The 23,731-nt window shown below is 68.2% G+C and carries 25 protein-coding genes and 1 pseudogene; 10 read left to right on the forward strand and 16 right to left on the reverse strand.

Translation table 11 applies throughout. The features are described 5' to 3' along the window. Window positions 1-26 precede the first annotated feature (26 nt). Window positions 27-2,123: a serine/threonine-protein kinase gene (locus tag ACH4U7_RS21915; protein WP_398529809.1), complete on the forward strand. Its 2,097-nt coding sequence runs from the start codon at window positions 27-29 to the stop codon at window positions 2,121-2,123. Between the two features lie 311 nt (window positions 2,124-2,434). On the opposite strand, the gene ACH4U7_RS21920 is transcribed toward ACH4U7_RS21915, so the two are convergent. Continuing rightward, entirely contained in the window at window positions 2,435-2,614 is a 180-nt protein-coding gene (locus ACH4U7_RS21920; protein WP_398529535.1) for a hypothetical protein, read from the reverse strand. A 28-nt stretch (window positions 2,615-2,642) separates the two neighbouring features. Between ACH4U7_RS21920 and ACH4U7_RS21925 the strand changes: the two genes are divergently transcribed. Then, window positions 2,643-3,011 carry a hypothetical protein gene (locus ACH4U7_RS21925; protein ID WP_398529536.1) on the forward strand — a complete coding sequence of 123 codons (369 nt, stop codon included), beginning with the start codon at window positions 2,643-2,645 and terminating at the stop codon, window positions 3,009-3,011. 33 nt (window positions 3,012-3,044) lie between these two features. On the opposite strand, the gene ACH4U7_RS21930 is transcribed toward ACH4U7_RS21925, so the two are convergent. Then, complete coding sequence (locus ACH4U7_RS21930; RefSeq protein WP_398529537.1) at window positions 3,045-3,584, reverse strand: plasmid pRiA4b ORF-3 family protein; 540 nt, start codon at window positions 3,582-3,584, stop codon at window positions 3,045-3,047. Next, a complete protein-coding gene (locus tag ACH4U7_RS21935; protein WP_398529538.1) occupies window positions 3,574-4,650 on the reverse strand; it encodes an IS630 family transposase in 1,077 nt (358 codons plus the stop codon). Before ACH4U7_RS21935 ends, ACH4U7_RS21930 begins: the two co-directional genes overlap by 11 nt. Here ACH4U7_RS21935 and ACH4U7_RS21940 point away from each other — a divergent pair. Beyond that, the gene (locus ACH4U7_RS21940; RefSeq protein WP_398529539.1) at window positions 4,649-5,518 is read left to right on the forward strand and encodes an IS982 family transposase; all 870 of its coding nucleotides are present in this window, start codon (window positions 4,649-4,651) and stop codon (window positions 5,516-5,518) included. The genes ACH4U7_RS21935 and ACH4U7_RS21940 overlap by 2 nt on opposite strands. 163 nt (window positions 5,519-5,681) lie before the next feature. On the opposite strand, the gene ACH4U7_RS21945 is transcribed toward ACH4U7_RS21940, so the two are convergent. Further along, window positions 5,682-6,446, reverse strand: coding sequence for a class I SAM-dependent methyltransferase (locus tag ACH4U7_RS21945; protein WP_398529540.1), 765 nt, complete (start codon window positions 6,444-6,446; stop codon window positions 5,682-5,684). A gap of 190 nt (window positions 6,447-6,636) precedes the next feature. Then, window positions 6,637-7,028: pseudogene (locus ACH4U7_RS21950) on the reverse strand (NAD-dependent DNA ligase LigA); the annotation flags it as partial. 213 nt (window positions 7,029-7,241) lie between these two features. On the opposite strand from ACH4U7_RS21950, the gene ACH4U7_RS21955 reads away from it, so the two are divergent. After that, window positions 7,242-7,727, forward strand: a complete 486-nt coding sequence (locus ACH4U7_RS21955) for a hypothetical protein (RefSeq protein ID WP_398529541.1) — start codon at window positions 7,242-7,244, stop codon at window positions 7,725-7,727. Window positions 7,728-8,138: 411 nt separating this feature from the next. On the opposite strand, the gene ACH4U7_RS21960 is transcribed toward ACH4U7_RS21955, so the two are convergent. The 10 genes from ACH4U7_RS21960 to ACH4U7_RS22005 all read right to left on the reverse strand — a co-directional run bounded on the left by ACH4U7_RS21960 (window position 8,139) and on the right by ACH4U7_RS22005 (window position 20,305). Further along, window positions 8,139-8,999: a hypothetical protein gene (locus ACH4U7_RS21960; protein ID WP_398529542.1), complete on the reverse strand. Its 861-nt coding sequence runs from the start codon at window positions 8,997-8,999 to the stop codon at window positions 8,139-8,141. Between the two features lie 14 nt (window positions 9,000-9,013). Continuing rightward, window positions 9,014-10,510: an alkaline phosphatase D family protein gene (locus ACH4U7_RS21965; protein WP_398529543.1), complete on the reverse strand. Its 1,497-nt coding sequence runs from the start codon at window positions 10,508-10,510 to the stop codon at window positions 9,014-9,016. Window positions 10,511-11,111: 601 nt separating this feature from the next. After that, window positions 11,112-15,629, reverse strand: a complete 4,518-nt coding sequence (locus tag ACH4U7_RS21970) for a hypothetical protein (RefSeq protein WP_398529544.1) — start codon at window positions 15,627-15,629, stop codon at window positions 11,112-11,114. A gap of 87 nt (window positions 15,630-15,716) precedes the next feature. Further along, entirely contained in the window at window positions 15,717-16,943 is a 1,227-nt protein-coding gene (locus ACH4U7_RS21975) for a serine hydrolase domain-containing protein (RefSeq protein ID WP_398529545.1), read from the reverse strand. A gap of 368 nt (window positions 16,944-17,311) precedes the next feature. Continuing rightward, a complete protein-coding gene (locus ACH4U7_RS21980) occupies window positions 17,312-18,496 on the reverse strand; it encodes a hypothetical protein (protein ID WP_398529546.1) in 1,185 nt (394 codons plus the stop codon). A gap of 112 nt (window positions 18,497-18,608) precedes the next feature. Beyond that, window positions 18,609-18,971 carry a hypothetical protein gene (locus ACH4U7_RS21985; protein WP_398529547.1) on the reverse strand — a complete coding sequence of 121 codons (363 nt, stop codon included), beginning with the start codon at window positions 18,969-18,971 and terminating at the stop codon, window positions 18,609-18,611. Between the two features lie 387 nt (window positions 18,972-19,358). Continuing rightward, window positions 19,359-19,481 (reverse strand): type B 50S ribosomal protein L36, encoded by a 123-nt coding sequence (gene ykgO, locus ACH4U7_RS21990; protein ID WP_398529548.1) that lies wholly within the window; start codon window positions 19,479-19,481, stop codon window positions 19,359-19,361. 34 nt (window positions 19,482-19,515) lie between these two features. Continuing rightward, window positions 19,516-19,776 (reverse strand): type B 50S ribosomal protein L31, encoded by a 261-nt coding sequence (locus tag ACH4U7_RS21995; protein ID WP_398529549.1) that lies wholly within the window; start codon window positions 19,774-19,776, stop codon window positions 19,516-19,518. A 46-nt stretch (window positions 19,777-19,822) separates the two neighbouring features. Beyond that, window positions 19,823-19,987 (reverse strand): 50S ribosomal protein L33, encoded by a 165-nt coding sequence (rpmG, locus tag ACH4U7_RS22000; RefSeq protein ID WP_398529550.1) that lies wholly within the window; start codon window positions 19,985-19,987, stop codon window positions 19,823-19,825. A gap of 111 nt (window positions 19,988-20,098) precedes the next feature. Next, window positions 20,099-20,305, reverse strand: a complete 207-nt coding sequence (locus ACH4U7_RS22005) for a hypothetical protein (protein WP_398529551.1) — start codon at window positions 20,303-20,305, stop codon at window positions 20,099-20,101. A gap of 11 nt (window positions 20,306-20,316) precedes the next feature. Between ACH4U7_RS22005 and ACH4U7_RS22010 the strand changes: the two genes are divergently transcribed. From ACH4U7_RS22010 to ACH4U7_RS22035, 6 genes are all read left to right on the forward strand, one after another. Continuing rightward, window positions 20,317-20,631 (forward strand): hypothetical protein, encoded by a 315-nt coding sequence (locus ACH4U7_RS22010; RefSeq protein ID WP_398529828.1) that lies wholly within the window; start codon window positions 20,317-20,319, stop codon window positions 20,629-20,631. Beyond that, window positions 20,576-20,956: a LysR family transcriptional regulator substrate-binding protein gene (locus ACH4U7_RS22015; protein WP_398529552.1), complete on the forward strand. Its 381-nt coding sequence runs from the start codon at window positions 20,576-20,578 to the stop codon at window positions 20,954-20,956. Before ACH4U7_RS22010 ends, ACH4U7_RS22015 begins: the two co-directional genes overlap by 56 nt. Before the next feature lie 80 nt (window positions 20,957-21,036). Continuing rightward, the gene (locus ACH4U7_RS22020) at window positions 21,037-21,540 is read left to right on the forward strand and encodes a hypothetical protein (protein ID WP_398529553.1); all 504 of its coding nucleotides are present in this window, start codon (window positions 21,037-21,039) and stop codon (window positions 21,538-21,540) included. Between the two features lie 15 nt (window positions 21,541-21,555). Further along, window positions 21,556-21,996: a YybH family protein gene (locus ACH4U7_RS22025; protein WP_398529554.1), complete on the forward strand. Its 441-nt coding sequence runs from the start codon at window positions 21,556-21,558 to the stop codon at window positions 21,994-21,996. Window positions 21,997-22,072: 76 nt separating this feature from the next. Continuing rightward, entirely contained in the window at window positions 22,073-22,657 is a 585-nt protein-coding gene (locus ACH4U7_RS22030) for an NADPH-dependent FMN reductase (protein WP_398529555.1), read from the forward strand. 11 nt (window positions 22,658-22,668) lie between these two features. After that, window positions 22,669-23,127 carry a YybH family protein gene (locus ACH4U7_RS22035; protein ID WP_398529556.1) on the forward strand — a complete coding sequence of 153 codons (459 nt, stop codon included), beginning with the start codon at window positions 22,669-22,671 and terminating at the stop codon, window positions 23,125-23,127. A gap of 235 nt (window positions 23,128-23,362) precedes the next feature. Here ACH4U7_RS22035 and ACH4U7_RS22040 read toward each other — a convergent pair whose 3' ends face one another. Further along, the gene (locus tag ACH4U7_RS22040; protein ID WP_398529829.1) at window positions 23,363-23,620 is read right to left on the reverse strand and encodes a hypothetical protein; all 258 of its coding nucleotides are present in this window, start codon (window positions 23,618-23,620) and stop codon (window positions 23,363-23,365) included. Window positions 23,621-23,731: the final 111 nt, after the last annotated feature.

Raw genomic sequence — 23,731 nt, forward strand, 5'->3', positions numbered from 1 at the left:
GTGACACGGTTACGGGGGGCGCGGCGGTGAGGGATCAGCTTTTCGGGGGCAGGTACCGCCTGCTACGGCAGATGGGCGAAGGGGGGATGGGGCAGGTCTGGGAGGCGCGTGACGAGACGTTGGGACGCCTCGTCGCAGTCAAAGTGATCGCCTTGCTCGTCGGTGGTGGAAGCAGGGGCGACGAGGCGCGCGCCCGGTTCCTGCGCGAGGCTCGGATCACCGCCGCGCTGCAGCACCCCAACGTGGTGACCGTCCACGACCTCGGAGAGACGGACACCGAGGACGGCAGGGCGCCGTTCTTGGTGATGGAGCTTCTTCGGGGCGAGGCGCTCGACGCAGTCCTGCGCCGTGGCCCTGCCGCCCTGCCCGACACGGCCCGATGGGGCGCGGAGATCTGTGACGCCCTGGCTGCCGCGCACGAGACAAGAGTCCTCCACAGGGATATCAAGCCCTCGAATGTCCTCATCACGACTGCCAGCACCGTGAAGGTCCTCGACTTCGGCATCGCGCGGGCGGCCGACCCCAGCGCGACGGCGAACCACCTCACCCAGACCGGCTTCATCGTGGGCACACCCCCGTACATGGCTCCCGAGCAGGCCCGTGGTTTCCCGGAGGCGCGCAGTGATCTGTATGCCCTCGGCTGTCTGCTCTTCGAACTGATCACCGGCAGGCTGCCGTTCGAGGCCCCCGACGCGGTGGGCTACCTCACCGCCCACCTGAGCCAGGAGCCACCGGCGCCCAGCTCGGTAGCCGCCGGTATCCCGCCCGAGTGGGACGAGCTTGTGCTGACCCTGCTGCGCAAGGAACCCGGCCAGCGGTACGCGAGCGCCTCTGCACTCGCTCAGGCACTCCGCCGGCTCGAAAGCCGTACCGGGCACGGCCCCAGCCCCCACCCCCCGCCGCCGAAGCCGCCCGAGACGGACAACGCCGCTCGCGCACTCCGCGCATGGGCCGGCAACATTCAACAGGCCCTGGGCATTGCCCGGACCATCGCCGACAAGACGACGAAGGCGCAGGTCCTGGCTGAAATTGCAGGCGTGGCAGTGGCCGTTGACCGCGACGAGGCCCGGCGCATCGCCGCCGACGCCGAGCGCATCGCCCACACCATCACCAACACGAAGGACAAGGCTCAGACGCTGGCCAGCGTTGCGGCAGCGATAGGGACCGTCGATGCCGACGAGGCCCTGCGCATCGCCCGCGACGCCGAGCGCACCGCCCACACCATCACCAACACGAAGGACAAGGCTCAGACGCTGGCCAGCGTTGCGGCAGCGATAGGGACCGTCGATGCCGACGAGGCCCTGCGCATCGCCCGCGACGCCGAGCGCACCGCCCACACCATCACCAACGTCTTCGGAAGCAACAGCCAAAGGAACCGGAAGGACAAGGCGCTGGTGCTGGCCGGCATTGCGGCAGCGATAGGGACCGTCGATGCCGACGAGGCCCTGCGCATCGCCCGCGACGCCGAGCGCACCGCCCGGACCATCACCAACACGGAGAAGAAGGAGAAGGCGCTGACTGACGTCGCGATGGCGGTGGCGGCTGTCGACGCTGGCGAGGCCCTGCGCATCGCCCAGTTCACCACCGACAGCGGATCCAAGGCACTGCTGCTGGCGACCATCGCCACAGCGGTGGCGGCTGTCGATGCCGGCGAGGCCCTGCGCATCGCCCGCGAGGCCGAGCGCATCGCCCACACCTTCACCAACAACGCCTTGGGGGGCCTGCTACTGGCGAGGTTTGGCGCCGACCAGAAGTCGCTGGTACTGGCCTCCGTAGCGGAAGCGATGGCGGCTGTCGATGCTGGCGAGGGCCTCCGCATCGCCCAGACCATTAGCGATAATGCAGGCAAGGCGCTGGCGCTGGCCTCCGTAGCGGGGGCGGTGGCGGCTGTCGACCCCGACGAGACCCTGCGCATCGCCCGCGAGGCCGAGCGCATTGCCCATCCCATCACCCACAACGAGACCTTCCAAGCGGCAATGCAAGCGGCAATCATGGAACTGGTGCTGGTGAGCATCGCGGCGGCAGTGGCGGCCGTCGACCCCGACGAGGCCCGGCGTATCGCCCAGGCCATCACCGATGAAGCCTTGCAGGCTTCGGCGCTGATCGGCGTCGCTCCAATGTGAGGGTAGTGGTCGTATTGGTGTGTGACACCACGGCCGCTCAGCGCGGTGCTGGGACATGGCCAGCAGGGCTTACTCGTGCTCCTCGACCAACTGGCGCCTGCCATCCTCAAGTCGATGGTAGGGGCTGACGGCGTGGTGGTTGCAGCCGCCACGAGTCCGACCTCACCACCAAACAGACATGATCTCAATGTCGACAGGGTGCCCGGGAACGCAAATAGGGTGTCCAAGATCGTTCTGTGGCAAGCGACCTGGACACCCTGCTCACAGCACTGTACGTGAAGATCGACGACGAGATCGGAGATACCCGATGGCTAGTGCTGCGCCGCGGAAGTTCCGCCGATGGCCATCAGGCGGCAAGGCGTTTGTTGATGTTGCAGGGCCTTCTTCACCTCGATGCGGTGTACCCAGCCGTCACCGAAGTCGTAGGTGTAGCTGATCTTGTCCCCGACGGCGGGCGCGACCGCGCAGAGCGGGACCTTCGCTATAGACACGGGCTACGGAGGACTGCAAGGTTGGTACATGTCACGTCAGTCCAAAAGGCTCCAGCAGTTAGCCGAGCGAGACGGCATCACAATCCATGAGGCTGTCCCCACAGCGGGTGGTCGCTGGAAGGTGAGCCTGACCTACCCGTTGGCCGACCCGAGGATGGCGGAACTGGCACGGATAGGAGCAACGCAGATAGCGGCAACATGGCCCTACGTCAACGACGTGGGTGGCGATGAGCCTCACGTCGGCCACGTGCTCGAACAGTGGCTGCAACTCGCTGCAGGACTTCACCCCATGCACGAGCTACCACTTCACATCCAACAGGCGCTCCAAGAAGACCTGGACAGGATGTTGAAGGACGACCGAGGCGAGTACCTTCAGGCCGCAGGAATTCACCTGTAGTGCTGCGTCGTGGAAGTTCCTGTCCGCCGATCGCTATCGGACGGCAAGGCGCTTATTGATCTCCTCGATGTCGAAGTGGCTGGGGTCGAAGGCGCCGCCGACCCATTCCAGGAGTTCGTTGTGCTCCTCGTGTCCGGGGTCGGCGATGGCCTCGGTGAAGTTCGCGTAGCCCCACGGGCCGCCGCAGTCTTCCGGTGGGCAGGCCCGGCGGCCGGTCAGGCAGCGGGGGTAGGCCGTTCCCGGATCCCGGGGCAGGACCTTCTCCACCTCGATGCGGTGCACCCAGTCGTCACCGAAGTCGTAGGTGTAGCTGATCTTGTCCCCGACGGCGGGCGCGACCGCGCAGAGCGGGACCTTGCGTTCGTCGCGGTGGCCGGGCTCGCTGTCGCGGCGCCCGCAGTCGCCGGCCAGAGTCTCGAAGAGGTGCATGTGGTAGTTCTCCCGGCCCATCGCTCTCTGGATCACCAGGTGCAGGCGATCGAGTGTGAGGTCGGCCGGGACTTGCAGCCGCCAGATCGGGGGGCGGATGTCGGCCAGAGTGACCTTGATCTGCAGGACGGACTCAGCAGGCATGGCACGGTTCCTTCGCAGCGACGGCGCTCTCAGCCTCAGTCTGGCGGGGCCGGCCCTCGTAGTTCCAACGGAACGGGCGAGCGGTCTCGTTGTGGACAACAGTGAAGTCGGTGACTTTCTCCAGCAGGTCGTCGCGGGAGGAGAAGTCCCCGTGGCGCAGGACGGCGCGGGCAAGGAGGGAGAAGAAGATCTCCACCTGGTTGAGCCAGGAGGCGTGTTTGGGGGTGTAGTGCGTCACGATCCGTGGATGCTTCGCGAGCCAGGCCCGGGTGGCCTTGGAAGTGTGCGAGGAGCCGTTGTCCAGGACCAGATGGACCGTCAGCCCAGCGGGAATGCATCTCTCCAGCCGGGCCAGGAACTGGATGAAGTGCGCGGAGTCGTTGCGCGGCAGTTCCTCCACGACGACCTGTCCGGTGTGCACATCCAGCGCGGCGGTGACCGAGACGGTGCCGTGGCGGATGTACTCAAACTCCCGCCGGCGCACCCGTCCGGGGGCGGGCGGCCGGTCGGGGTGTTTGCGGGAGCGGGCGGCCATCGCGGTCTTCTCGTCCACCGAGAGCACCACTGAACGCGGCGGATAGGAGCGGTAAAGGGCGCACACCTCGGCCGCCTTGGTGAAGAACTGCGGGTCGGCGGGCCGGGTCAGCCAGCCGCGGACCCGGTGCGGCTTGACCTGGAGCGCGGCGAGAATCCGCCCCGCCTGGGAGGCGGAAATGCCCGTGTCCGCCAAGTGCTCGGCGATCAGCCGGTGCGACCAGCCGTCATAAGGGTGGGGCGGCGTGCTCGTGGCCGTCGCCACGATCCGCAGCCGAACCTCCGGCCCGTACACGGGCGGTCGGCCCGAACGGGGCCGGTCATCGAGCCCGGCCATCCCCTCCCGGGCATACCGGTCGCGCCACCGCACCACCGTGGAGACATCCACCCGGACAATCTCCGCTATCCGCCAGGCCGGGCAACCTCCAGCAGCCAGCAGAACTATGTGCGCGCGACCGGTCACGCGCTGCGGGGCGGTATGCGCGCGTACCCGGTCCTCCAACACACCCCGGTCATCAGGATCAAGCGCCATGCCCGGTCAACGAGCCAATGGCCATCAGCGGAACTTCTGCGGCGCAGCACTAGGGCGGCCTCCGCGGTTGACGGACTCCGAGCTCGTCTGTCTCGCCGTGGCCCAGGCGATGCTGGGCTTCGCTTCGGAGTCCAGGTGGCTGCGGTTCGTCCACTCCCGGCTGGGTGCGATGTTCCCGTACGTACCGAAGCAGCCGGGCTGGAACAAACGGCTGAGGGCTGCGTTGCCGCTGGTCAAGCGCGCGATACGGCTCCTTGCGACGGACACCGACTTCTGGTTCGACAACCACTGGATCATCGACTCGACCCCGGTGGAGTGCGGCCGCTCGCGGCCCACGGTGAAGCGGTCGGACCTGGCCGGCTGGGCCGGATACGGGTACTGCGCCAGCCATTCGCGGTTCTTCTGGGGCCTGCGGCTGTATCTGGTGTGCACCCCGACGGGCATGCCGATCCTGTGGGCCCTGGCGAACCCGAAGCTGGACGAGCGCGAGGTGCTGATGGCGATGCTGGACCGCGAGCCGGATGCGGTCACCGGCCGGCCCGGCCTGCTGATGATCGCGGACAAGGGCTTCGCCTCCAAGGAGTTCGAGGCTGATCTGGCCTTGCGCGGGGCGGCGTTGCTGCGGCCGTCGTTCAAGCGGGAGAAACGCCGCAAGGGCGAGTCGCTGCTGAAGTCGGTGCGGCAGCTGATCGAGTCGGTGAACGACACCCTCAAGGGCCAGCTCAACCTGGAACAGCACGGCGGCCGGACCTTCGAAGGCGTCGCCGTCCGCGTCGCTCAACGCGTCCTCGCGCTGGCCGCGGCGATCTGGCACAACCACAAGACCGGACAGCCGGTCATGCGATCCCTGATCGCCTACGACCACTGATCACATCGGAATGACTCGTCTAGGACGGGGCGAGATGTCTGTGGGTTGTCTGTGAGGAGACGCCGACAGCGGGCGAGCGACGCGATCAAGCCAGCGCAGCTGCGGGGACCAGGGAGTGTCTTCAAAATTCCGTCTGCCCGGCGCTGTGTGGTGCGCACGCTCCTTAGGGCATTCCGGGAGGGACGGGCTCCACGGTACCGCGCCGCGCCACGAACACGAACTCCCTGCCCGGCCGGTCGGGTGCGTCGCGTACGTCCTCGACGATGAAGCCGTGCTCGTGCAAGTCCCGCTCGATCTCCGTACGTTCGCGGAAGAGAAGTGTCGATTCCGAGGTCAGTACGTCCCCGTCCGCAGCGAACACGTGCGTACCCCGGAAGCTCACCAGCGGCAGGCTCACGTCCGTCAGCTCGGCCCAGGTCTCGACGTGGCCGACGCCCGGGATGTCCGTCATGCGGTACGTGGTCTCGCGCGTCCACTCCGCCCACTCCTCCCACACGCGCTGCGCCGGATCGCGCGTCTCGAAGACAACCCGCCCGCCGGGCCGCAGCGCCTCGTACGCGCCGCGCAGCGTCGTACGCCACGCCTGCGGATCGGCGATCGCCTGGGCGACGTTCCCGGTCATCGTCACCAGGTCGAACTGCATGGGCGGCAGGTCCCCCGCGTCGCCGTCGAGCCAGCGCACTCGCTCCGCGCCCGGCTTGCCACGCGCGACGTCGACGGACGCCCGCGCGGGATCGATCCCGGTGACCGTAATCCCGCGCTCGGCGAGCAGCAGCGCGAACACGCCCGTACCACACCCGATGTCCAGCACGGACCGCGCGCCGAACTCCTCCGCCATCGCGAGATACGCGTCGAGATCGCTGCGGTCCGGATCGAGTGGGTCGTAGATGGCGGCGAGGCGCGGATGCCCGAAAGCTGCGTCAACCATGGAGGCGAGCGTATGTGGCCCCGAGCCCGCGCGGCCACTGCTATTCGGGTTACGGCGCCAAGCGGGCGCGGCGAAGTGCGCCGCTGATCCCGGCGCCCCTATCGGGCACGGCCGTACCGAATCGAACCTCGCCCAGGCCGCCCGCTTGGTAGGACTCGGCGATCTTGTCGTAGCGGGTCGCGATGCCACGCCGCACCTCCACCGTGACCGGCTCGGCCAGCTGACCGGGCAGACCCTTGAGAGTGCCGATCGCGTGCGAGACTTCTTCCCCGGCTGTCCCGTTGCCGCGAGTGATCAGCTGCACCAGCCGGCCGTCGCGATAGCGCGCGGCTATCGCAAGGCCATCCAGCTTCGGCTCCACGCTCCATGCCTGAACCGGCCGACCGATTCTCCGTTCCAGCGCTTGGGGTGGTCCGTCTCCCAGGCAGTGATCACCCGTATCAGCCGGTCGTACGCGTCGTCGTCCAGTGCACTGTCCCCGCCCCCGTAGTAGGCGGCCGCGGCCTTCACCGCCGTCTCGACCGCTTGCGCGTACCCAGTGTTATCGGCGATCACAGCTTCAGTGGTGGTCATGACCGCCATCGTGACTGCCACCACTGAACAACGCCGCCGCAGCCGCAGCCGAAATGGCCGCCAGCATCGGCGGCCAGCTCGGCGGACGCCGCGCGGGTGGACTCGCCTCACAAAAGGGGCTGGCCTTCCCGCCCGGACACGAACCGCAGACGCCGCCCTGCGCAGGATCTTCAGGCTTTCGATGAACGCCCCGTTACTCGTCAGATATGCGATCATCACCCAATGCTGCGCAGCCTTGAGATCAGTGCGGCTCTGTCGGGAGTGGAGCAGACTCACCGTGATCGCTTGTTCTGGGAGCGAACGATCGAGTTGAGCTTGGACTGCTTCGTCTGCGAGCGAGTGGGCCGGACGACGGTACTGAAGTGGGGAGCCGAGCGGGCTGTCTGCGTGAGCGGCCGGGATGAGCACCACTTCACGGCAGCACGGATCGCGGCGTTCGACGTGACGAGCCAGGATGACCGGCTCACGTTGAAGTCCACGGTCGACTTCTGGTGGGCACCGTTCCAGGACGCCAAACGCGGAGGGCAAGCGACGCCGCTCAGCTCATGGGTCCGCCTGCATTACGGCTGCTACTGCCCACATCAGGAGACGTCAAGCAAGGGCTCGATCCAGACCAATGTGCGGCGCCCCAGCCCCGTGTATTGCGGAGAGTGCAAGACGGAGATGGCAGTTGATGCGGAAGCACCGTCGATTCGGCTGCTGGTATAGGCCCTGGGGAGGGGCGGTGTCTGCCCACGAGGCTCAGTTCGCCCACCTCTACAAGCAATGCGGGTGCCGATAAATCATCCACGCAGGTCGGCAGCTGATCACGGATCTCCGGTTCCCCTCAACGTTCACCCCAGGTGCCTTCACCTGCTCAGGACCCCGGCGGCATCACGATCTGCCGTGCTGCTGCGCCTGGCCTACCTCGTCGCGACCAACGCGCTGGCGCTGCTACGCCTCCTGCCGATGAGCGACACAGAAAAGGACATCGAGATCCTCGTACTCCGGCACCAACTGCTGGTCCTGCAAGGCCGGTTCGGCAAGCCGACCTTCACCGACACAGACCGTGCCATCCTCGCCGGGACGCCCCAGCCCATTGGGTCAACAGGCGGGACGCCCCGGCGTCGTGCCCGGGTTCTACTGCGGGCCGTAGACCTCGAGTTCGACGAGGCGCGAGTAGTTGCTGCCACCGAAGTGGATCAACACGCGTACCGCGTCGGTCTGCTCGGCGGGGAACGTGGTGACGACGTGCTCCTCGGTGTTGCCCACGACCTGCGCGACGGTGCGCCAGGTGTCGCCGTCACGGACCTGGATGTCGAAGTCCCGGATGCCGCTCGTGGCGGCGGGCGTCTTGGTCCACAGCTCGGCCCGGTCGACCGTCTGGACCGTCGGCCACTCCACGCCGTACCAGTCGGGGAAGACGTCCCGGGTGGCGTCGTTCCAGCCGGTCAGGGTGTCCCAGTGGCTCTGGTCCTTGTCACCGTCGACGGCGCCACAGAGGGTGAAGTTGCCGTGCGTGGAGGAGGCTATGGCCTGCTCGCCGTAGGCGAGGTTGGCCCCGGGCCCGCGCTCGGGGACCGGCTGGACCGTGACCGGGACGACCTCCTTCTGCTTGCCGCTGGTCACGGTGACGTCGTACGTCCCCGGTTTCGTCCCGCGCGGGACGAGCACTCCGAACGACTTGGTCACCGGTTGGGCCGGGTTGTTGGGCGGCAGGTATGTCTGGAAGAGCGTGTCGGAGAGGACGAGCGGTGCCTCGGCCTTCAGTGTGGCGTCCGCGAAGACCGGTTCGGTGCCGGTGTTGGTCAAGGTCACCGCGATCGAGGTGGGCAGGCACGGCAGTTCGCTGGCGGACACCGCGGCGGGCGAGGCCCACATCACGACGTTCGAGCGGGCCTTGCCTCCCGCAGCGGCGACGGCGTTCTGGGCGGGAGCGGCGAGGGTCACGCCGGCGGTCAGCACGCCCGCGGCCGCGGCGGCGGTCAGGGTCTTCTTCATGGTCGTTCCTCTTCTCAGGCCTGCTGAATGGCGGCGACGCCGCTCTCGACGGCGAGCTTGGTGCGGGTGCTCACGGTGCCTTCGGGCACCGTGACCCGGTCGCACACCCGGAACTCGGACATCCAGCGGTCCGGCGTGATCTCGCAACTGATGTAGCCCCGCTGGAAGTTGCCGAACTTCATGTGCGGGTTCTCCTCGAGCAGCACCCGCCCGCCGGCGTCCAGGTCCTCGCCGTCCCGCGCCGAGGAGATGGAGGTGCCGACGAACTCGGTGGCTACGACCTTCGAGTCCGGATCGGTGAAGTCGAGCGCGAGGTCACTGACCACCGTGCGGTGCAGGTCGCCGGCGAGGCTCACCACGTTCTGGACGCCGCGCTCGTCGATGCCGCCGAGGAGGCGGTCGCGCGATGCGCTGTACCCGTCCCAGGCATCCATCGGGACGGCCACGCCGGGGCCGGAGACCGTGTCGAGGAGAGTGATGGCGGTCTGGTGGCCGAGGACGTTCCAGGTGGACTGCGACGCGGTGAGGCCGTCGAGCAGCCATCTCTCCTGGGGGAAGCCGAGGATGGAACGGCTGGGGTCGGCCGTGGCCGCGTTGGGCGCCTTGACGCCGTCGCCGTTCACCTGGTCGTTGCGGTACTGGCGGGTGTCGAGCATGGAGAACTCAGCCAGCCGCCCGTACCGCAGGCGGCGGTAGAGCTGCATCTCGGGACCGGCAGGGAACTGCGGTGCACGCAGCGGCAGGTTCTCCCAGTAGGCGCGGAACGCGTTGGCCCGCCGGACCAGGAACTCGTCGGTAGGCGTGCTCCCGGCGTACCGGTCGGCCCAGTTGTCGACGACCTCGTGGTCGTCGAAGACCACGATCCACGGGGCGGTGTGGTGCGCCGCCCGCAGGTCCGGGTCGGTCTTGTAGTACGCGTAACGCTGGCGGTACTCGTCCAGGGTGACGGTCTGACGGGTCCGCAGCGGGTCGTCGTCGCCGGGGCGGACGCCGCGGTCGTTGCCGAACTCGTAGATGTAGTCGCCGAGGAACAGCACCACGTCGTGGTGGCGGGCGGCCAGGTCGCGGTGGGCGGTGAACCAGCCCTCCCAGATGGCCTGGCAGGAGGCGACGGCGAGGGTCATGCTCGGCAGCAGCTGGTCCGGCGCCGGAGCCGTCTTCGTCCGGCCGGCCGGGCTGACGAACCCGCCGGTGCGGAAGCGGTAGTAGTAGTCGCGGGCCGGTTCGAGGCCGCGGACGTCCACATGCACGGAGTGGCCGTACTCGGGTGCGGCCTTCGCCGTCCCGCGCTGGACCACCCGGCTGAAGCGCTCGTCCGCGGCGATCTCCCACTGGACCGAGTAGGTCCGCTGGTCCATGCCGCCGAAGGGCGCCAGCGGGTCAGGGGCGAGACGGGTCCACAGCACGACACCGTCCGGCAGCGGGTCGCCGGAGGCGACCCCGAGCGTGAACGGGTCCTGCTTGGTGGCGGAGGTGGTCGCGGCGGTGGCGGGGCTGATCCCGGGCAGCATGCCGGAAAGGGCAAGCCCGGCGGCGGCACCCGTGACTGTGAGGAAACGTCGACGCGTCGCCGCGCTCAGCGCTGGAGGAAGAGATGGGGAGTGTTTCACGTGCGTGGACGTTGACGGCGCCAGGTGAAGAACTGGGCAACATTTGGTAACGGTATCGCCAGGACTTCAACACGAACTGGCGCCGGAGGATGTTCTCCTCCGGAGGCGCCTCCGCCGGGAGCGGGCGGGGACCGGCAGTACCGTCGGCGCGATACGTGGCCGGCGGAGTCTGTCCCTGGCAGATGGTCAGGTGAGAGGGGCAGACGGCGCCTTGGGCCCCCGGCCCCCGCCGATCCGCGTCGATCCTCGCCGATCCGCGTCGATCCGCCGGGCTGCACCGCCTGTTCAGTGTGCCCATTCGAGTCCGAGGCCGACCAAGGCCTGGTGTGACGGGGCAGTGATGTTCAGGGGGTGTAGCTGTTCTGGTGGCGCACACCCACCCTGCGCGAGCGGGCGGCGGCCGCATCCGAGCTGCTACGCAAGCGTCCCGCGCCGGAACAGACCTGGTCGGAGCTGCGAAACCGGCTGGATGCTCCGTAGTCGTAGCGGTCGACTCCGGTCCTCAGCTCGGGTTGACGGGGTGTGGGAGGTGCCGGTCAGGCCCCTCACCTCCCAGTACCCAGCTGAGGTCGTGATCCGTGTGCTCCCGGGACCGGGCGCTGAGCTGGTCGCTGATCCACATCTTGGTGCGCTGCGGCACCCGTGGGTGTGCGACGAGTTCTTCCAGGTCGTGGCGGGTTGTTGGATAGGCACGGCGGACCGCGCAGCTCACCAGCCCCAAGGCGTACCGTTCCGGAAAAGCCACGTGGCCGACGTCGCCCTCCGCACCAGGCTCCTTGAGGTGCTCCCACAGTCTCCGGTACACAGCCGGGGAACCGTGGTCGAAGATGCTGTCCATCGCGCCGCGGAGCGCCTTGGCCAGGTGGTTCTCCGCGGCCGGGCCCTGTTGTGCGGCCACGGCCCTGCCGATGACGCGGATCAGCAGCTCGGTGGCGGGTGCCGCGCCGTGTGCGGTGCTGAGCCGGCGCACCAGCTGGCCGAGCCCGCTGATCAGTCCGGCGTCGGTCGGTGGGGCGAAAGCCAGGTCGAGGGCCTTGGTGACGGCCGTGTGGGTGAGAGGGCCGGACTCGCAGGCGGCGTGGAGGAGCGCCTTCCGCGCGGCGTTTCGGGTGCCGGCCGATGTGTCGTCGAGGTGGGGGATGTCCCCCGCGGCGTCGAACACCAGCTCCGAAAGGAAGCGGTCTGCCGTGGGGTACTGGCCGGGTTCGCGCGCGGCGATGGTTCCCACCAGCCCGACAAAGGCCGCCCGGGTCTTCTGATCGGAGAAGATGCCGTACCGCGGAAGGAGATCGGTCAGGCCGGGCGCGGGGAGAACACCGGCGGACACGGAGCACTCCCAGAGCGTCAGTGCCTGGCGCTGCCGCTTGCCGCTGTTGCCCTCGGCCGTTTCGTCCGCGATCAGTCCGGTGAGGGCCGGGGCCGATGCCCGTAGTGCGCCCAGCGCCCGCTCATGGGCGAGGGGTGTCAGCGGGCCGGTGCCCTTCTTGGCCCGGCCGGTGGTGATGGCCTCCAGGAGCACGGTATCGGCGTCCAAGAGTGAGAGGGTCACCAGCAGGCCGATGTGGCGCTCGGTGTGGAGACCGGCGTCCGTGACCGCTCGGTGCAGGGAACGGCGGATGAGGCTCCGGGCGGCTGCGGGGGCGGTCGTCGCCTTCTCGATCCTGTGGACCGCGGTGGGGTGACCGCCGAGCGCGGCCGGCAGCAGGAGCGTCGCCAAGCCGTCCCGGGACAGCCACACGTCGGAGTCGGCGTCCCAGCCGGAGTGTTCCAGGACCTGCCGGACGCGGTGCGGGGGAACGTCCCGGTGGGCGAGGATCCGGCGGGCGACCAGTGCTCGCCGTTTCGAGGGCGTGACCGGCTGGTTTTCGGGGCAGGGCAGTGCCTTCAGCATGGCCGCGAGCCTGTGCATGAGAACCGCTGCCGCGGCGCAGTCGCTGCTGAGCAGCGAGGGGAAGACCATGCGGTGCTGCAGTGCGTGCGGCGCTCCGTGGCCGGTCATCTCCAGACAGCGGTCGAGGGTGGTCTCGATGGCCCAGTGTCCGTGCGGCAGCGTAGTCAGGATCGCGGTGACGGCGATGAGTCCGGCATTGCCCACGGTGTCCTGGTCGTCCGCTTCGAGCAGCGCCAACGTACGGTCGAGGCAGTGTGTCCAGGGGTGGGTTCCGGTGTCGGGACGGCCGTCGGCGCCGTCGCCCGGGAGCCCGTGGTCATGGGTCCAGGAGGCGGCCACCACCCTGGCCAGGGCTGTTCGGAAGATTTCGACGTCCCCCGACTTCGGCGCGATGCGCACACGCTGGATCCGCTTCTGGACCGCGGCGGCCCACTCCGGCGAGCCCAATGTTCTCCAGTGCCGCGCCCACAGGGTCATGACACCGGATGCCAGCTGCGCCAACCCCCGGGACAGGGCGAAGTCGAGCACCCCCATGAGACCCCTTTGGGCGGATGCCACATCGAGGTGTGAGGTCAGCACGAGAAGCCGAGGCAGAATGTCGATGCCCGCGCTGCCCGTACGGCGCCCCGTCAGTTCCCGGACGCAGCCCCAGTCGGCCAGGGCGGCGTGCACGGCGAGCGAGTTCTGCGCGGCCAGCCGTTCCAGGGCTTCGAGCACGGCCTCCTGCAGACTGGGTTCCTTCCTTTCCCACAGCCCGCGCAGCTGCGGGAGGAGTGCGTCGACGTCCGTGTCGCGTACGGTCGGGGCCAGGACCGCGTACCGCCGGGCGACGCCGTGCGGCGCCGTCGCGAGCAGAGGCTCAACGGGCACGCCCACGGCCGGGTTCCGGGCGGCGACGGCTACCGCGACGGTATGGAGGATCACGGCGTCCGGGTGCGCTGCCATGCGGCTCAGCGTGTCCCGTACCGGGCCGCGATACCGCTCCGGCCCCGCCGCGAGCATGAGGAACTGTTCGAGGATCGCCCCGACGAAGAAGTCATGGGGATGGGACCCGACCCACTCGGACAGCGACCGCAGCGCTCGCACCCCGGTGAGGCGCAGCAGGCCACGCGCGGCCGCGTACTCGAACATGGTCTGGTGGAAGAAGTGGATACCGTCCGAAGCTCCTCTGGCCAGCACGCCCCGGTCGATCAGCAGATCCATGGCCGCCCCGACGCGGGCTGGTTCGTACGGCAGCGAGGGGCGGGGGCCGGCGTCCGCCGAGGTGAGCCGCTCGACCAGGTCCCCGTGGGACAGCTCGGTCCGGCCGGCCGACATGAGTACGACGGCGATCGCACCGGTGATCGATGAGAGATCCTCCGGCGCCGTGGCGCTCTGGTTGCCGTAAGCGCGCCGATCGGTGACGACCCGGTGGTCCCAGTAGCGACGGTAGAGGCCGGTGGCGTCGATCTCGGCGCTGGGGAACGCCCCGTCGTCCCGCGCGAGTTCGAACAGCAGCCGCAGTTGGAGGGGGCTTCTGCACACCTCGCGCACCGGCAGTCCGCGGGCGACGGGCTCCATCAGCCTCCGCACCCGTGCCCCGTCGTCCCGGGGCACGGCATCGGGGCAGTAGAGCGCGGCGTGTCCACGGATGGCGTGGGGGATCTCGCCGTCGTCGTAGGGGCCCAGCGACATCCGGACGAAGCCGGTGCGCAGCCGGTTCGCCTCCTCCGGCCGGGATGTCAGCACCAGGCGGACACCAGCGGCGGCGAGGTCCTCGCACAGGTCGAGCAGCGCCATCTCGTGGAAGTCGTCGTGCAGCAGCAGATCGGCGGTGTCGAGGAGCACGACCGGTGCGCGCCCCCGGGCCCGGGCATGATCCGCCCCGGACACCACTGTCCGGGAGGTCAGCATGGGGCTTCCGGAGGTGCCGCTCAGGGGGCGCAACAGCCAGGCGGCGTTCACCAGGAAGACCTCGGTGTCCTCCAGCGCGGTCAGGTCCTGGGCGATGCCCCACAACAGACTACTCTTGCCGTTCCCGGCGTCCCCGGTCACCAGGATTGCCTGCGGATCACCGTCGCAGAGGGCCTCCATCACCCGGTCCTGGACGGTGCGCCGCACATACAGCCCGCCGCTGAGCTGCGGCGGGGAGCCGGTGCCGCCGTCCGGCCGGGGAGAGGCCACGACGTCCAGATCGTCCGAGAACCTCCGTGCCCATCGGAGGAGCTGCCGGTGTGCGGCCGACTCGCTGTCCGACGGCCTCCCCTCATCCGGATCCGGTGCCCGTGCCGGCTCCGGTGCCGCCGACCCTTCCGGGCCCAACTCGTACGCCGGCGCCGGGCCCGTGGAACTTCCCGGCCCGGGTGGGGCCGGATCGCCACCGGGCGGCAGTGCGCGGAGAACGGAGAAAGCGAAGGCGGCGGCATTGCGGGCCGCGCGGGACTGCCAGCCCTGGGCATCGGCGTCGTACTTCTTCCCGTCGGCCCGGTCGCTGATACCGCGGACGATCAGGGCGGGTAAGGCCGCGTTGAGATGGGCGGCCTGCGCCACGCCGGCGCCCTCCATCTCGATGGCGGCGGCGTCCTGGTAGTTCCGGCGCAGTTGCCGGCGCAGGGGCGAGTCCGCCGAGTTGAGGACGACCTCCCCGGCGGCCACGGGCTTGAGGTGGACGGCCGGGAGGGAGGTGCCGGGCGGGCGCTCCCGCAGCGATCCGGTCCATGAACCGGACCTGCGGGCGAAGCGGGCCAGCTGGTCGAGTTCCTGGCGCACCGGCCAGACCCTCGGGCGGGAGTGAAACTCGCCGTCCTCGTCCTTTCCGCCGTGGTACGCGTACACATGCGTGGCCACGACCACGTCGCCGAGCTCGATATCGCCCTTGAGCGCCCCGGCCACCCCGACGAACGCCACAGCCCGCGGGCGGAACATGGCGATCGCCCGCTCGGTCAGCACGGCCGCCCCCTGGTTGCCGTCGCCGAGTTCGGCAAGCGCTACACGCCATGACGTACCGACAAGTCGGCCGACCTCGAACAGGGTGCCGGACGCGTGCATTCGCGGCAGCAGATCGACCAGATGTGCCCGAACGGCCTCGTACTCCACGTCCAGCGCGGTCAGCACGACGAGTGAGTCGCTGTGATGTCCGGTGCTCTCCACGCTTCCCCCTGGCCCCGCGTCCACCATGCGGCCCGCAGGCGAAATGCTACCGTCCAACGGATTCCTGGGGTCGCGCCGAGGGCCGGCTCACCGGCAGAACTCCGCGATGACGGCGGCGTCCTCCAGCTTCTGCTCGCCCCAGTCACCGTTGCGGTTCATCGTCATGGCGTGCCGCCCGTCACCGGAGACGACCGTGCGGGTTCCCGAGCCGGGGATCATGCCGCCGTGTCCCCAGGCCCAGCAGTCGCCGTCGCGATCGCCGTCGCCGTCGCCGTCGCCGTCGAGCTTGAAGCGGCGTATGCCGAGGCCGTACAGGTCGTCCTCACCGCCATGTCCCTTGTCCCCCGCTACGGACACGGCCGTGAGCAGTCGGCGCTGCTGTGCGGCGGGCAGCAACTCGCCTCTGAGGAGCCGTGTCATGAACGAGTTCACATCGTCGGCCGTGGAGATGATCTGGCCGGCCGAGAAGGCCACCGTGGGGCTGAACTCCGTGACATCGCGCACCTTCGCGTCCGGTCCGTCCTCGAAGAGCGTGGAGTAGTGCCTGGCATGCGGGTCGGGCAGGACGGGGGAGGCGCCCGGGACGCTGGTGCCGCGCAGGCCCAGCGGCTTGATGAGGTACTGCTCGACAGCCGCCTTGTACGTGCCGCCTGTGACCTCTTCAATGATCATTCCGGCGAGGATGTAGTTGGTGTCCGAGTAGTCCCACTCGCCGGGCTCGCCAGGGCGGCTGCCCTGCTCCGGCTGGAAGTTCGCCGGATGGGCGAGGGCGATGTCCACCAACTGGCGCGGTGCCCAGCGCCGGTGGCGGTTCTGGTCGAAGGCGTCGCCCGCGTACAGGGCTCGGAAACCCTCGTCCATGTTGTAGTCGTAGATACCGCTGGTGTGGTTGAGCAGGTGGCGGACGGTGATGTGCCGGGGGCGGTATCCCTCGCCGCGCACCACGCCCGGCAGCCGCCGCTCCACGCTGTCGTCAAGCGATATGCGCCCCTCGGCCTCCAGCTTGAGCAGCACCACGGCCGTGAAGGTCTTGGTGACGCTGGCGATGCGGAACCTCTCGCCGACGGCGCGCGGCTGCTGTCCCGCGAGGTCGCGGAGGCCCGCCCGGCCGTTCCACACCCCGTGTCCGTCCCGCACCTGGGCGATGACTCCGGGCGTGCCCTGCGCGACGATCCGGTCGAGAGCCGCCTGCGTACGGTCGTGCGCGCGACGGGGCGGGTCGGAGGAGTCTGCGAGTGCCGGGGCCGCGAGAGCCAGGGCGGCCCATGCGCAGAGCAGCGCCAGAGGGCGACGACGTAACCGATGTGATCCCATGAGCCCAGCTCACCAGCCGGACGGCGGACAGGACATCGGGGAAGCCCCGGAGAACCCTCGGGGTACGGAACTCTCCATCCGTGAAGGGGTGTTGTCGAAGGGGTGTTGTCGAAGGGGTGTTGTCGAAGGGGTGTTGTCGCGCCGAGCGCGCACCGCAGGGTCTGTGCGCAGAACTCCCCGCACTGGCCCGTTACACCCACGGACTGTGAAAGTGATCAGACCGGCACGACAGTAGCGAGGTGACACCGTGTCCGGCACTCACAGGGACAGGGCCACTCGGAGTACCTCGTGTTTCACACCTTGAGAACCCCGCGTGACCGTCCTCATTTCACAGCCCGCCTCAACCCCTGCTGTTGCTCTGGAAGTCGTTACTCATGAGCGGCCTTGCGGCGGCGCATCCACCACGTCAGGGTGCCCCCGACCGCTGCGAGGGCGGCGGCGATACCCGCGATGAGACCCACGGGGGTGTCGGATCCGGTGCCGGCGAGGTGGCCGTCCGGGTGCTTCGTCGCGGGTGGCGTCGGCTTGTCGTCACCGCCGCCGGGAGTCGACGGGTCCGGAGCCGGAGTCGACGGCGGGTCGTTCGGCTTGCCGGTGTCCGACGGGGTGGGTGTCGGGGTGGGCGTGGGGTCACCGCCCGGGTCCTCGTCGCTGCCACCGCCTCCGGGTCCGGCCCCGAGGTAAAGGGTGTCGGTGTCCCGGTACGACGCGTCCTCGGACTTTCGGGAGTTCGTGGTGGTGTTGTCCAGGTCCCGGTTCTGGACCCGGAACTGGGTGCGTGTGATGTTCCGCTTCGGCTGCTTCGAGAAGTCGACGCCGCCGACGCCCTGGTTGAAGGTCGTGCCGTCGTATTCGAGCTTGAACCACTCGACGCCCTCACGGGCAGACTTCATATAGCGGTCGTAGGTGCCCTGCTTGGTCCACTTGTCATTCGGCGCGCGAAGCGGCCACGCCTTCACATCATTGCTGTTGATGATGTCGTGGAAGTCGGTGGGCTTCTTCGCGTCCTGCTGTCGGATGTATTCGGCGGCGACGCGGGAGGTGTAGACGCGGCGCAGGTCGGCGTACTTGGGGTCGTTGTTGACGCGCTTCGCGACCTCGGGCATCACGTTCTGGCGCAGGTTGGTCTCGCTGAACCGCTTCTCGGCGTCGGTCCAGGTGCACTGGTGGGCGCCGGGCGCGGACCAGTCCATGTCCATCCACTCCGTCGACACCTTCAGCGGGGTGTCGAGGATATAGACGCCGCCGTTCTCCTCACGGACCTTGGCGACCTCGGGTTCGATCCACAGACGGACGTCCGGGAAGCACGGGATGCCGTCCTCGCGGGGCTGGGTGTCCCAGAACCGCTTGGCGCCGGCGAACTTCTCCGGGTTGATGGCCGCGGCGAAGTCGTGCTTCATGTCCAGGTCGGCGTCGAGGAGGATCCTGCCCGCGTCGGTGGACGCGAACTTGTTGTCCATGATCTTGTCGGGCTGGTCCGGGTTCAAGTTCACCCAGAACTTCTCCGGCGTCAGGGCGAGCCATGTGAACAGCGAGTCGGATGCGAGCTGCATCTTGGCAGCGCCGCCGAAGCCAACGCCTACTGCCGGGCACTCTTAAACTCGCGATGTCGGTCGGATTGTGGTGTCGTGCAGTTGGAGATAGTTGGACGCCGGCCAGTACGGATCAGGAGCGTGGCTGCAGCCAATGACGCGCGGAGGCCAGCGTCACCTCGATGTCGTCGCTCCATGAACAGACTTCCAGCCACGACAGGTAGCCGCCCTGTGTGAAGGCCAGGACCTCGCCGGGGCTCTCGCCGGCCTCGGTGATGAGCTGCGCTTCGGCCGCCACGACGGTGCTGGGGCCGGTGGGGGCGGGCTCCACCTTGCTGGTGTCGAGTTCGAAGTAGGCGGTACCGCACCCGCATGTGCAGCGAGCTCGCACCCTGAGGTGCGGAACCTGCCTTCGAAGCGCGGCATGAATCGGATTGTCCGAGTGCAGGACTGTCGCAAGCACGTCGGCTACGTCAGAAGGCAGGCTCTCGGTCATTCCGGCACCGTATCCGACCAGAGACTTTGGGTTCCGACGAAGCCCGACCTATCGCCGTTTGGTCGGCCAGCGTGGTCACGCGTCCAGCACCAGGTCGGTGCCAGCGAGGCAGTCGTCGATGACCTTCGGTCAGTACTGCAGCGTCTTGAGCTTGCGCTTCACTGCGCGGGTGATCTGGCTGAGGTCAGCGGCGGCGAGGTTGCCGATGTCACACTTGACCAGCGGCATGGCCTCCCGCACACCAGCCGGTGTGCTCCTTGCCCCGGAATGGGACTCGGACAAGGGCGGAGCAGGTGGCGGCGGCCATCTTCGTCGCCTGCCGCCTACGTCGATCGGCCCGGTCACCCGCTGATCGAGGGGCCGGGCCGACCAGGCGGAGGGGAGTGCTCAGCCCTGGCGGGCCTTGAATCGGGGGTCCTTCTTGTTGATCACGTAGGTCACACCCCGGCGGCGCACCACCTGCGCACCGGGCTTCGACTTCAGCGAGCGCAGGGACTTGCGTACTTTCATGATGTTCTCCTCCTGCTTACGCGCCGGTCCGCGGTCAGCGGCCGGCCGACGCCGGGCGGCCGTAGCGCCGCTCGAAACGCTCCACCCGGCCGGTGGTGTCCAGAATCCGCGAGGTGCCGGTGTAGAACGGGTGGCTGGCCGACGAGGTCTCGACGTCGATCAGCGGGTAGGTGTTGCCGTCCTCCCACTCGATGGTCCGCGACGTGTGCACGGTCGAACGGGTCAGGAACGTCGCGCCCGCCGCGCGGTCGCGGAAGACCACCGGCCGGGAGACGGGATGGATTCCAGGCTTCATGATGTTTCCTTCCTCGTGACCGTCCGCGAAAGGGCAACGGCTGGGTTCATCGCTCCTCGCGGAAGAGGACGTGTTCCCCGGCCACCGGGTCGAACTTGCGCAGGACGAGTCGGTCGGGATCGTTGAGACGGTTCTTGCGCGTCACGTAGGTGACGCCGGTCCCGGCCGTCGACTTCAACGTGACGACGGGGCGCACGGTGGTGCGTGCCATGAGCTCCTCCTCCCGCTCACATCCGGCGGGCCCTTGACCCGCCCATGTCAGCGACGTTCCTGTCAACGCCACCCCCCGCTCCTGCATTCCCGACGGCTACCGAGCCGGTCATCAGGCTGTTGCGGCGGCTCGCTCCCGGGCGGCTCGCACCGCGGCCGACGGGCTGCCGATGACGTAGGCGCCGCGGCGCAGATGTTCGAGGCGCAGGGCGCCCCAGTGGCCGAGCAACTCGCGGACGACCGGTTCCGCCTGTCCACACACAGTCGCCGTACTCCACAACAGTGACGGGAGCGTGTCGTAGCCCGCGCACGTGGTCATGGTGGGGGGCTATGGGCACGGCCGAATCGACGATCGCCTCCGCATCGCCGAGCAGCGCGCGTCGCTGTGCGGGGCACGGCAGTGTCCCGATGACTGCGGTGACGAGCCGACTGGTCAGGAAGGCGCAGAGCACGGCGCCCAGGACGCCGATCTTCGCCTCTTTGAGCCTCGCGCCGTGGAAGGCGAGGGCCGCGATGAGCAGGGAGGATCCGACTCCGGCCAGAGTTCCTCCCGCCGTCACGGCTCACGGCTTCCTGGCGCTCGCCGTCATTGGCCTCTCTTTCCGCTGCGCGCGCCAGGCATGGCGGCTCAGGGCTGGCAAGTGATGCCGCACCGGGTCGATCGGTCCTCCACCTGTGCCATTGGGGATGTCACGGCCGCGCCAATACGGGCGACGAGCTGAGCGCCATCGTGGAACTCATCAAGGCGGGGCTCGGCATCGGTCTCGTCCCCGACCTCGCCAAACGCTCGATCCCCAGCGCCTCTGCCGCCTGGATCGCCGTCGACAACCCGGACTGCCGCCGAACGCTCACCCTGTACTGGGGCACCGGCAACCACCTCTCGGCCGCCGCCCGCGGGTTGCGCAGCACGATCATCGACTGGGACTGGATGCCCAGCGGACCACATACCCCCACAGCTATAACGCCATAGCGATATTGGTCTTAGTCAAAATACCCTCGGAGTTATAACTTCTTCGGTGTCGGTCGATTCCGAAGACGAGGAAGAAATTCATGTATCCGATGAAAGCGCTGAGGAAAGCCATCGTCGTGGCTGCCGCGGGGTCGCTGCTGGTCGGCGGTGGGCTCAGGGCCTACGGGGCGGAGGCCAGCTCCGCGAGCCCGCCGGAGCACCCCGAGATCCTGGAACTCGCGGTCGAGAACGACCAGTACGCGGCCCCCGACCTGCCGCCAGCCGGCACCAGCGTGGGTGATCTCTACGTCTATTCCGGCTGGCTGCTGAAGGACGGCCGCAGGGTTGGGCAAGGCGGGGGTTCGTGCCAGGTCATCCAGGTCGACGGCGCCAAGATCACCACACAGTGCCTGCTCACGGCGAGGCTTAAGCAGGGATCGCTGACCATGCAATCGCTCTGGGTCACCGGTGAGAGTCCGCTCGACATGGCCATCACCGGCGGCACCGGCGCCTACCACGATGCGCAGGGCACCGTTCGGGTGTGGGACATCGCGACGCCGAAAGAGCGGATGCGAGCCGAAATCACCCATCCGGCAACTCAATAAACAAAGGAATCAACGGTGATCACCGGCAATTCCGAAGTCGAAGAATTCTTCGCAACTCGCCGCGCCGCGCAGCAGTCCAAGGACATCGATCGCCTGATGCGGCACTACTCACCCGGAATCGTCTACTACGACGCCGTCCCCCCGCTGCGGTTCAGGGGAACCGACGAGATACGCCGCAATTTCATCCGATGGTTCGACGGATACGACGGTCCCATCAGCCTGGAAACACACGAACGCACCATCGTGACCAATGGTGATATCGCATTCGCCAACATGCTGCACCTGGATTCGGGAACCCGCGCCAACGGACTCCAGAGCGCGATCTGGGTCCGGGAGACATCATGCCTGCGGCGGCTGGAAGGCCGCTGGCTGATCACACACGAACATGTCTCGATCCCGATCGACCCGGCGAACCTGCAAGCCTGGCTCCCCTCGAGCCTGGACGACCTCGCCTGATCGTGACGCCCTGACATTCCGGCCGGCTGCGTCGTCGGAAGTCAGCACACTCGCAAAGCAAGACAGGAGTTCGGAAATGACCAGAATCGGCATCATCCTCGGCAGCACCCGCCCCAACCGCAACGGCGCGCAGATCGCCCGGTGGGTCCTGGACACGGCGTCACAGCGCGACGACGCAGAATTCGAACTGATCGATCTGCGCGACCACCCGCTACCGCACCTGGACGAGCCGATGCCGCCGATGTTCGGCCCGTCGGTCCACGCCCACACCCGCGCCTGGGCCGAGCGGATCGCTCCGTTCGACAGCTTCGTGGTGGTGACCCCGGAATACAACGGCGGGATGCCCGGAGTGCTGAAGAACGCCCTCGACCATCTGTTCGCCGAATGGACCAACAAGGCGGTCGGCTTCGTCTCCTACGGTGCCAACGGCGGCGCCCGCGCCGTGGTGCAGCTGCGGACGGTCTGCAGCACGCTCGGCATGGCCGACGTGGGCTATCAGGTCGCGATCTCGGTGCTCACCGATTTCGAGAACCACACCACCTTCACACCACGCGATCACCATGTCGCTGCCCTGGGCAAAACGCTGGATCAGCTCATCGCCTGGAGCACCGCGATGGCACCCCTACGTGCCACCGCCGAACCCACCCTCGCCCATTCATGAGGAAACGGACCATGACTACAGCCAACGACTTTCGAGCACAAGCCGACCGCGATGAAGTCGAGATTCGCGGGCAGATCGACAAGCTGGTCGAAGCATTGCGGGCCAAGGACCTCGAGGCCCTGCGGCAGCTGTACACGACCGACGTCGTGTCCTTCGATGTCGAGCCGCCGCTCCAGCATGCCGGGATAGCGGCGAAACTCAAGAACTGGGCGCAGGTGTTCCTGTTCTTCGAGACCGTGACCTACGAGATTCGCGACCTGACTTTCACCGTGGGCGACGGGGTGGCCTTCGGGCATGCCTTCGCTCGCCTGCGCGGCACGCTGCCGAACGGGGTGACACCGAACGGTATGTGGGTCCGGGTCACTTACGGCATGCGAAAGATCGACGGCGCCTGGTTGATCGCCCACGACCAGGTCTCGGTGCCGCTGGACATCTCCAGCGGCAAGGGCGTGGTCGACCTCGAGCCCTGACGGTTCAGGGACGGTGAAGGTGCTGTTCGAGGTGTTGCAGCAAGGCGTGCGCGCGGGTCGGCAGCCGGATAGGGGCCCGAGGACCACGTCGATCGCGCCGCACACCAAGGCATACGGCCCCCATGGTCGGGGGTGATGGTGTTCGGCCCACGGCCGACGATGAGGGTCGCAGCGTATCGCCAACCGTCGGCAGGTTGACATTGTCGCGTGCACGGCAACCTTTACAGAACCGGCTTCAACGTCCAGGTGCCTCCACGTCGTAGAAGATGCCCAGGCGGTCGATCCGCCACAATTGGCCATACGCGATGAGGACCGCACCGAACACGGTCAGCCGGACCTCGATGGCGACGAGCCCCCAGACCAGCAGGGAAGCAATGTACAGGTCGAGGAACCGGCGCGCCCCCTCGAGGGTCTTGGGGACGGCGTCCTGGTCGACGCCGAGGGCCGCGTACCCGGCAGTGGACCCCACCGGCCGCCACACTCTCTTGATCACCCACGACTCAAACTCCGATGGCACCCGGTCGAGGCCGGGAGGAAAATCATGTCGCGCGTCCCCGCCCTGGCTTTCGGCTCTCGACCGACATCCTTCAGGAGGGCAAGGCCG

Source organism: Streptomyces sp. NPDC020845 (assembly GCF_044334165.1).
Classification (GTDB): domain Bacteria; phylum Actinomycetota; class Actinomycetes; order Streptomycetales; family Streptomycetaceae; genus Streptomyces.

Coding starts and splice junctions, on each gene's coding strand:
- ACH4U7_RS22020 (WP_398529553.1), top strand. CDS start 21,037: ATGTATCCGATGAAAGCGCTGAGGAAAGCCATCGTCGTGGCTGCCGCG.
- ACH4U7_RS21995 (WP_398529549.1), bottom strand. CDS start 19,776: ATGAAGCCTGGAATCCATCCCGTCTCCCGGCCGGTGGTCTTCCGCGAC.
- ACH4U7_RS22005 (WP_398529551.1), bottom strand. CDS start 20,305: ATGACCACGTGCGCGGGCTACGACACGCTCCCGTCACTGTTGTGGAGT.
- ACH4U7_RS21945 (WP_398529540.1), bottom strand. CDS start 6,446: ATGGTTGACGCAGCTTTCGGGCATCCGCGCCTCGCCGCCATCTACGAC.
- ACH4U7_RS21940 (WP_398529539.1), top strand. CDS start 4,649: ATGCCCGGTCAACGAGCCAATGGCCATCAGCGGAACTTCTGCGGCGCA.
- ACH4U7_RS22030 (WP_398529555.1), top strand. CDS start 22,073: ATGACCAGAATCGGCATCATCCTCGGCAGCACCCGCCCCAACCGCAAC.
- ACH4U7_RS21965 (WP_398529543.1), bottom strand. CDS start 10,510: ATGCTGCCCGGGATCAGCCCCGCCACCGCCGCGACCACCTCCGCCACC.
- ACH4U7_RS21925 (WP_398529536.1), top strand. CDS start 2,643: ATGTCACGTCAGTCCAAAAGGCTCCAGCAGTTAGCCGAGCGAGACGGC.
- ACH4U7_RS21930 (WP_398529537.1), bottom strand. CDS start 3,584: ATGCCTGCTGAGTCCGTCCTGCAGATCAAGGTCACTCTGGCCGACATC.
- ACH4U7_RS21955 (WP_398529541.1), top strand. CDS start 7,242: ATGCTGCGCAGCCTTGAGATCAGTGCGGCTCTGTCGGGAGTGGAGCAG.
- ACH4U7_RS21985 (WP_398529547.1), bottom strand. CDS start 18,971: ATGACCGAGAGCCTGCCTTCTGACGTAGCCGACGTGCTTGCGACAGTC.
- ACH4U7_RS21960 (WP_398529542.1), bottom strand. CDS start 8,999: ATGAAGAAGACCCTGACCGCCGCCGCGGCCGCGGGCGTGCTGACCGCC.
- rpmG (WP_398529550.1), bottom strand. CDS start 19,987: ATGGCACGCACCACCGTGCGCCCCGTCGTCACGTTGAAGTCGACGGCC.
- ACH4U7_RS21980 (WP_398529546.1), bottom strand. CDS start 18,496: ATGCAGCTCGCATCCGACTCGCTGTTCACATGGCTCGCCCTGACGCCG.
- ykgO (WP_398529548.1), bottom strand. CDS start 19,481: ATGAAAGTACGCAAGTCCCTGCGCTCGCTGAAGTCGAAGCCCGGTGCG.
- ACH4U7_RS22010 (WP_398529828.1), top strand. CDS start 20,317: ATGGGCACGGCCGAATCGACGATCGCCTCCGCATCGCCGAGCAGCGCG.
- ACH4U7_RS21975 (WP_398529545.1), bottom strand. CDS start 16,943: ATGGGATCACATCGGTTACGTCGTCGCCCTCTGGCGCTGCTCTGCGCA.
- ACH4U7_RS21935 (WP_398529538.1), bottom strand. CDS start 4,650: ATGGCGCTTGATCCTGATGACCGGGGTGTGTTGGAGGACCGGGTACGC.
- ACH4U7_RS22035 (WP_398529556.1), top strand. CDS start 22,669: ATGACTACAGCCAACGACTTTCGAGCACAAGCCGACCGCGATGAAGTC.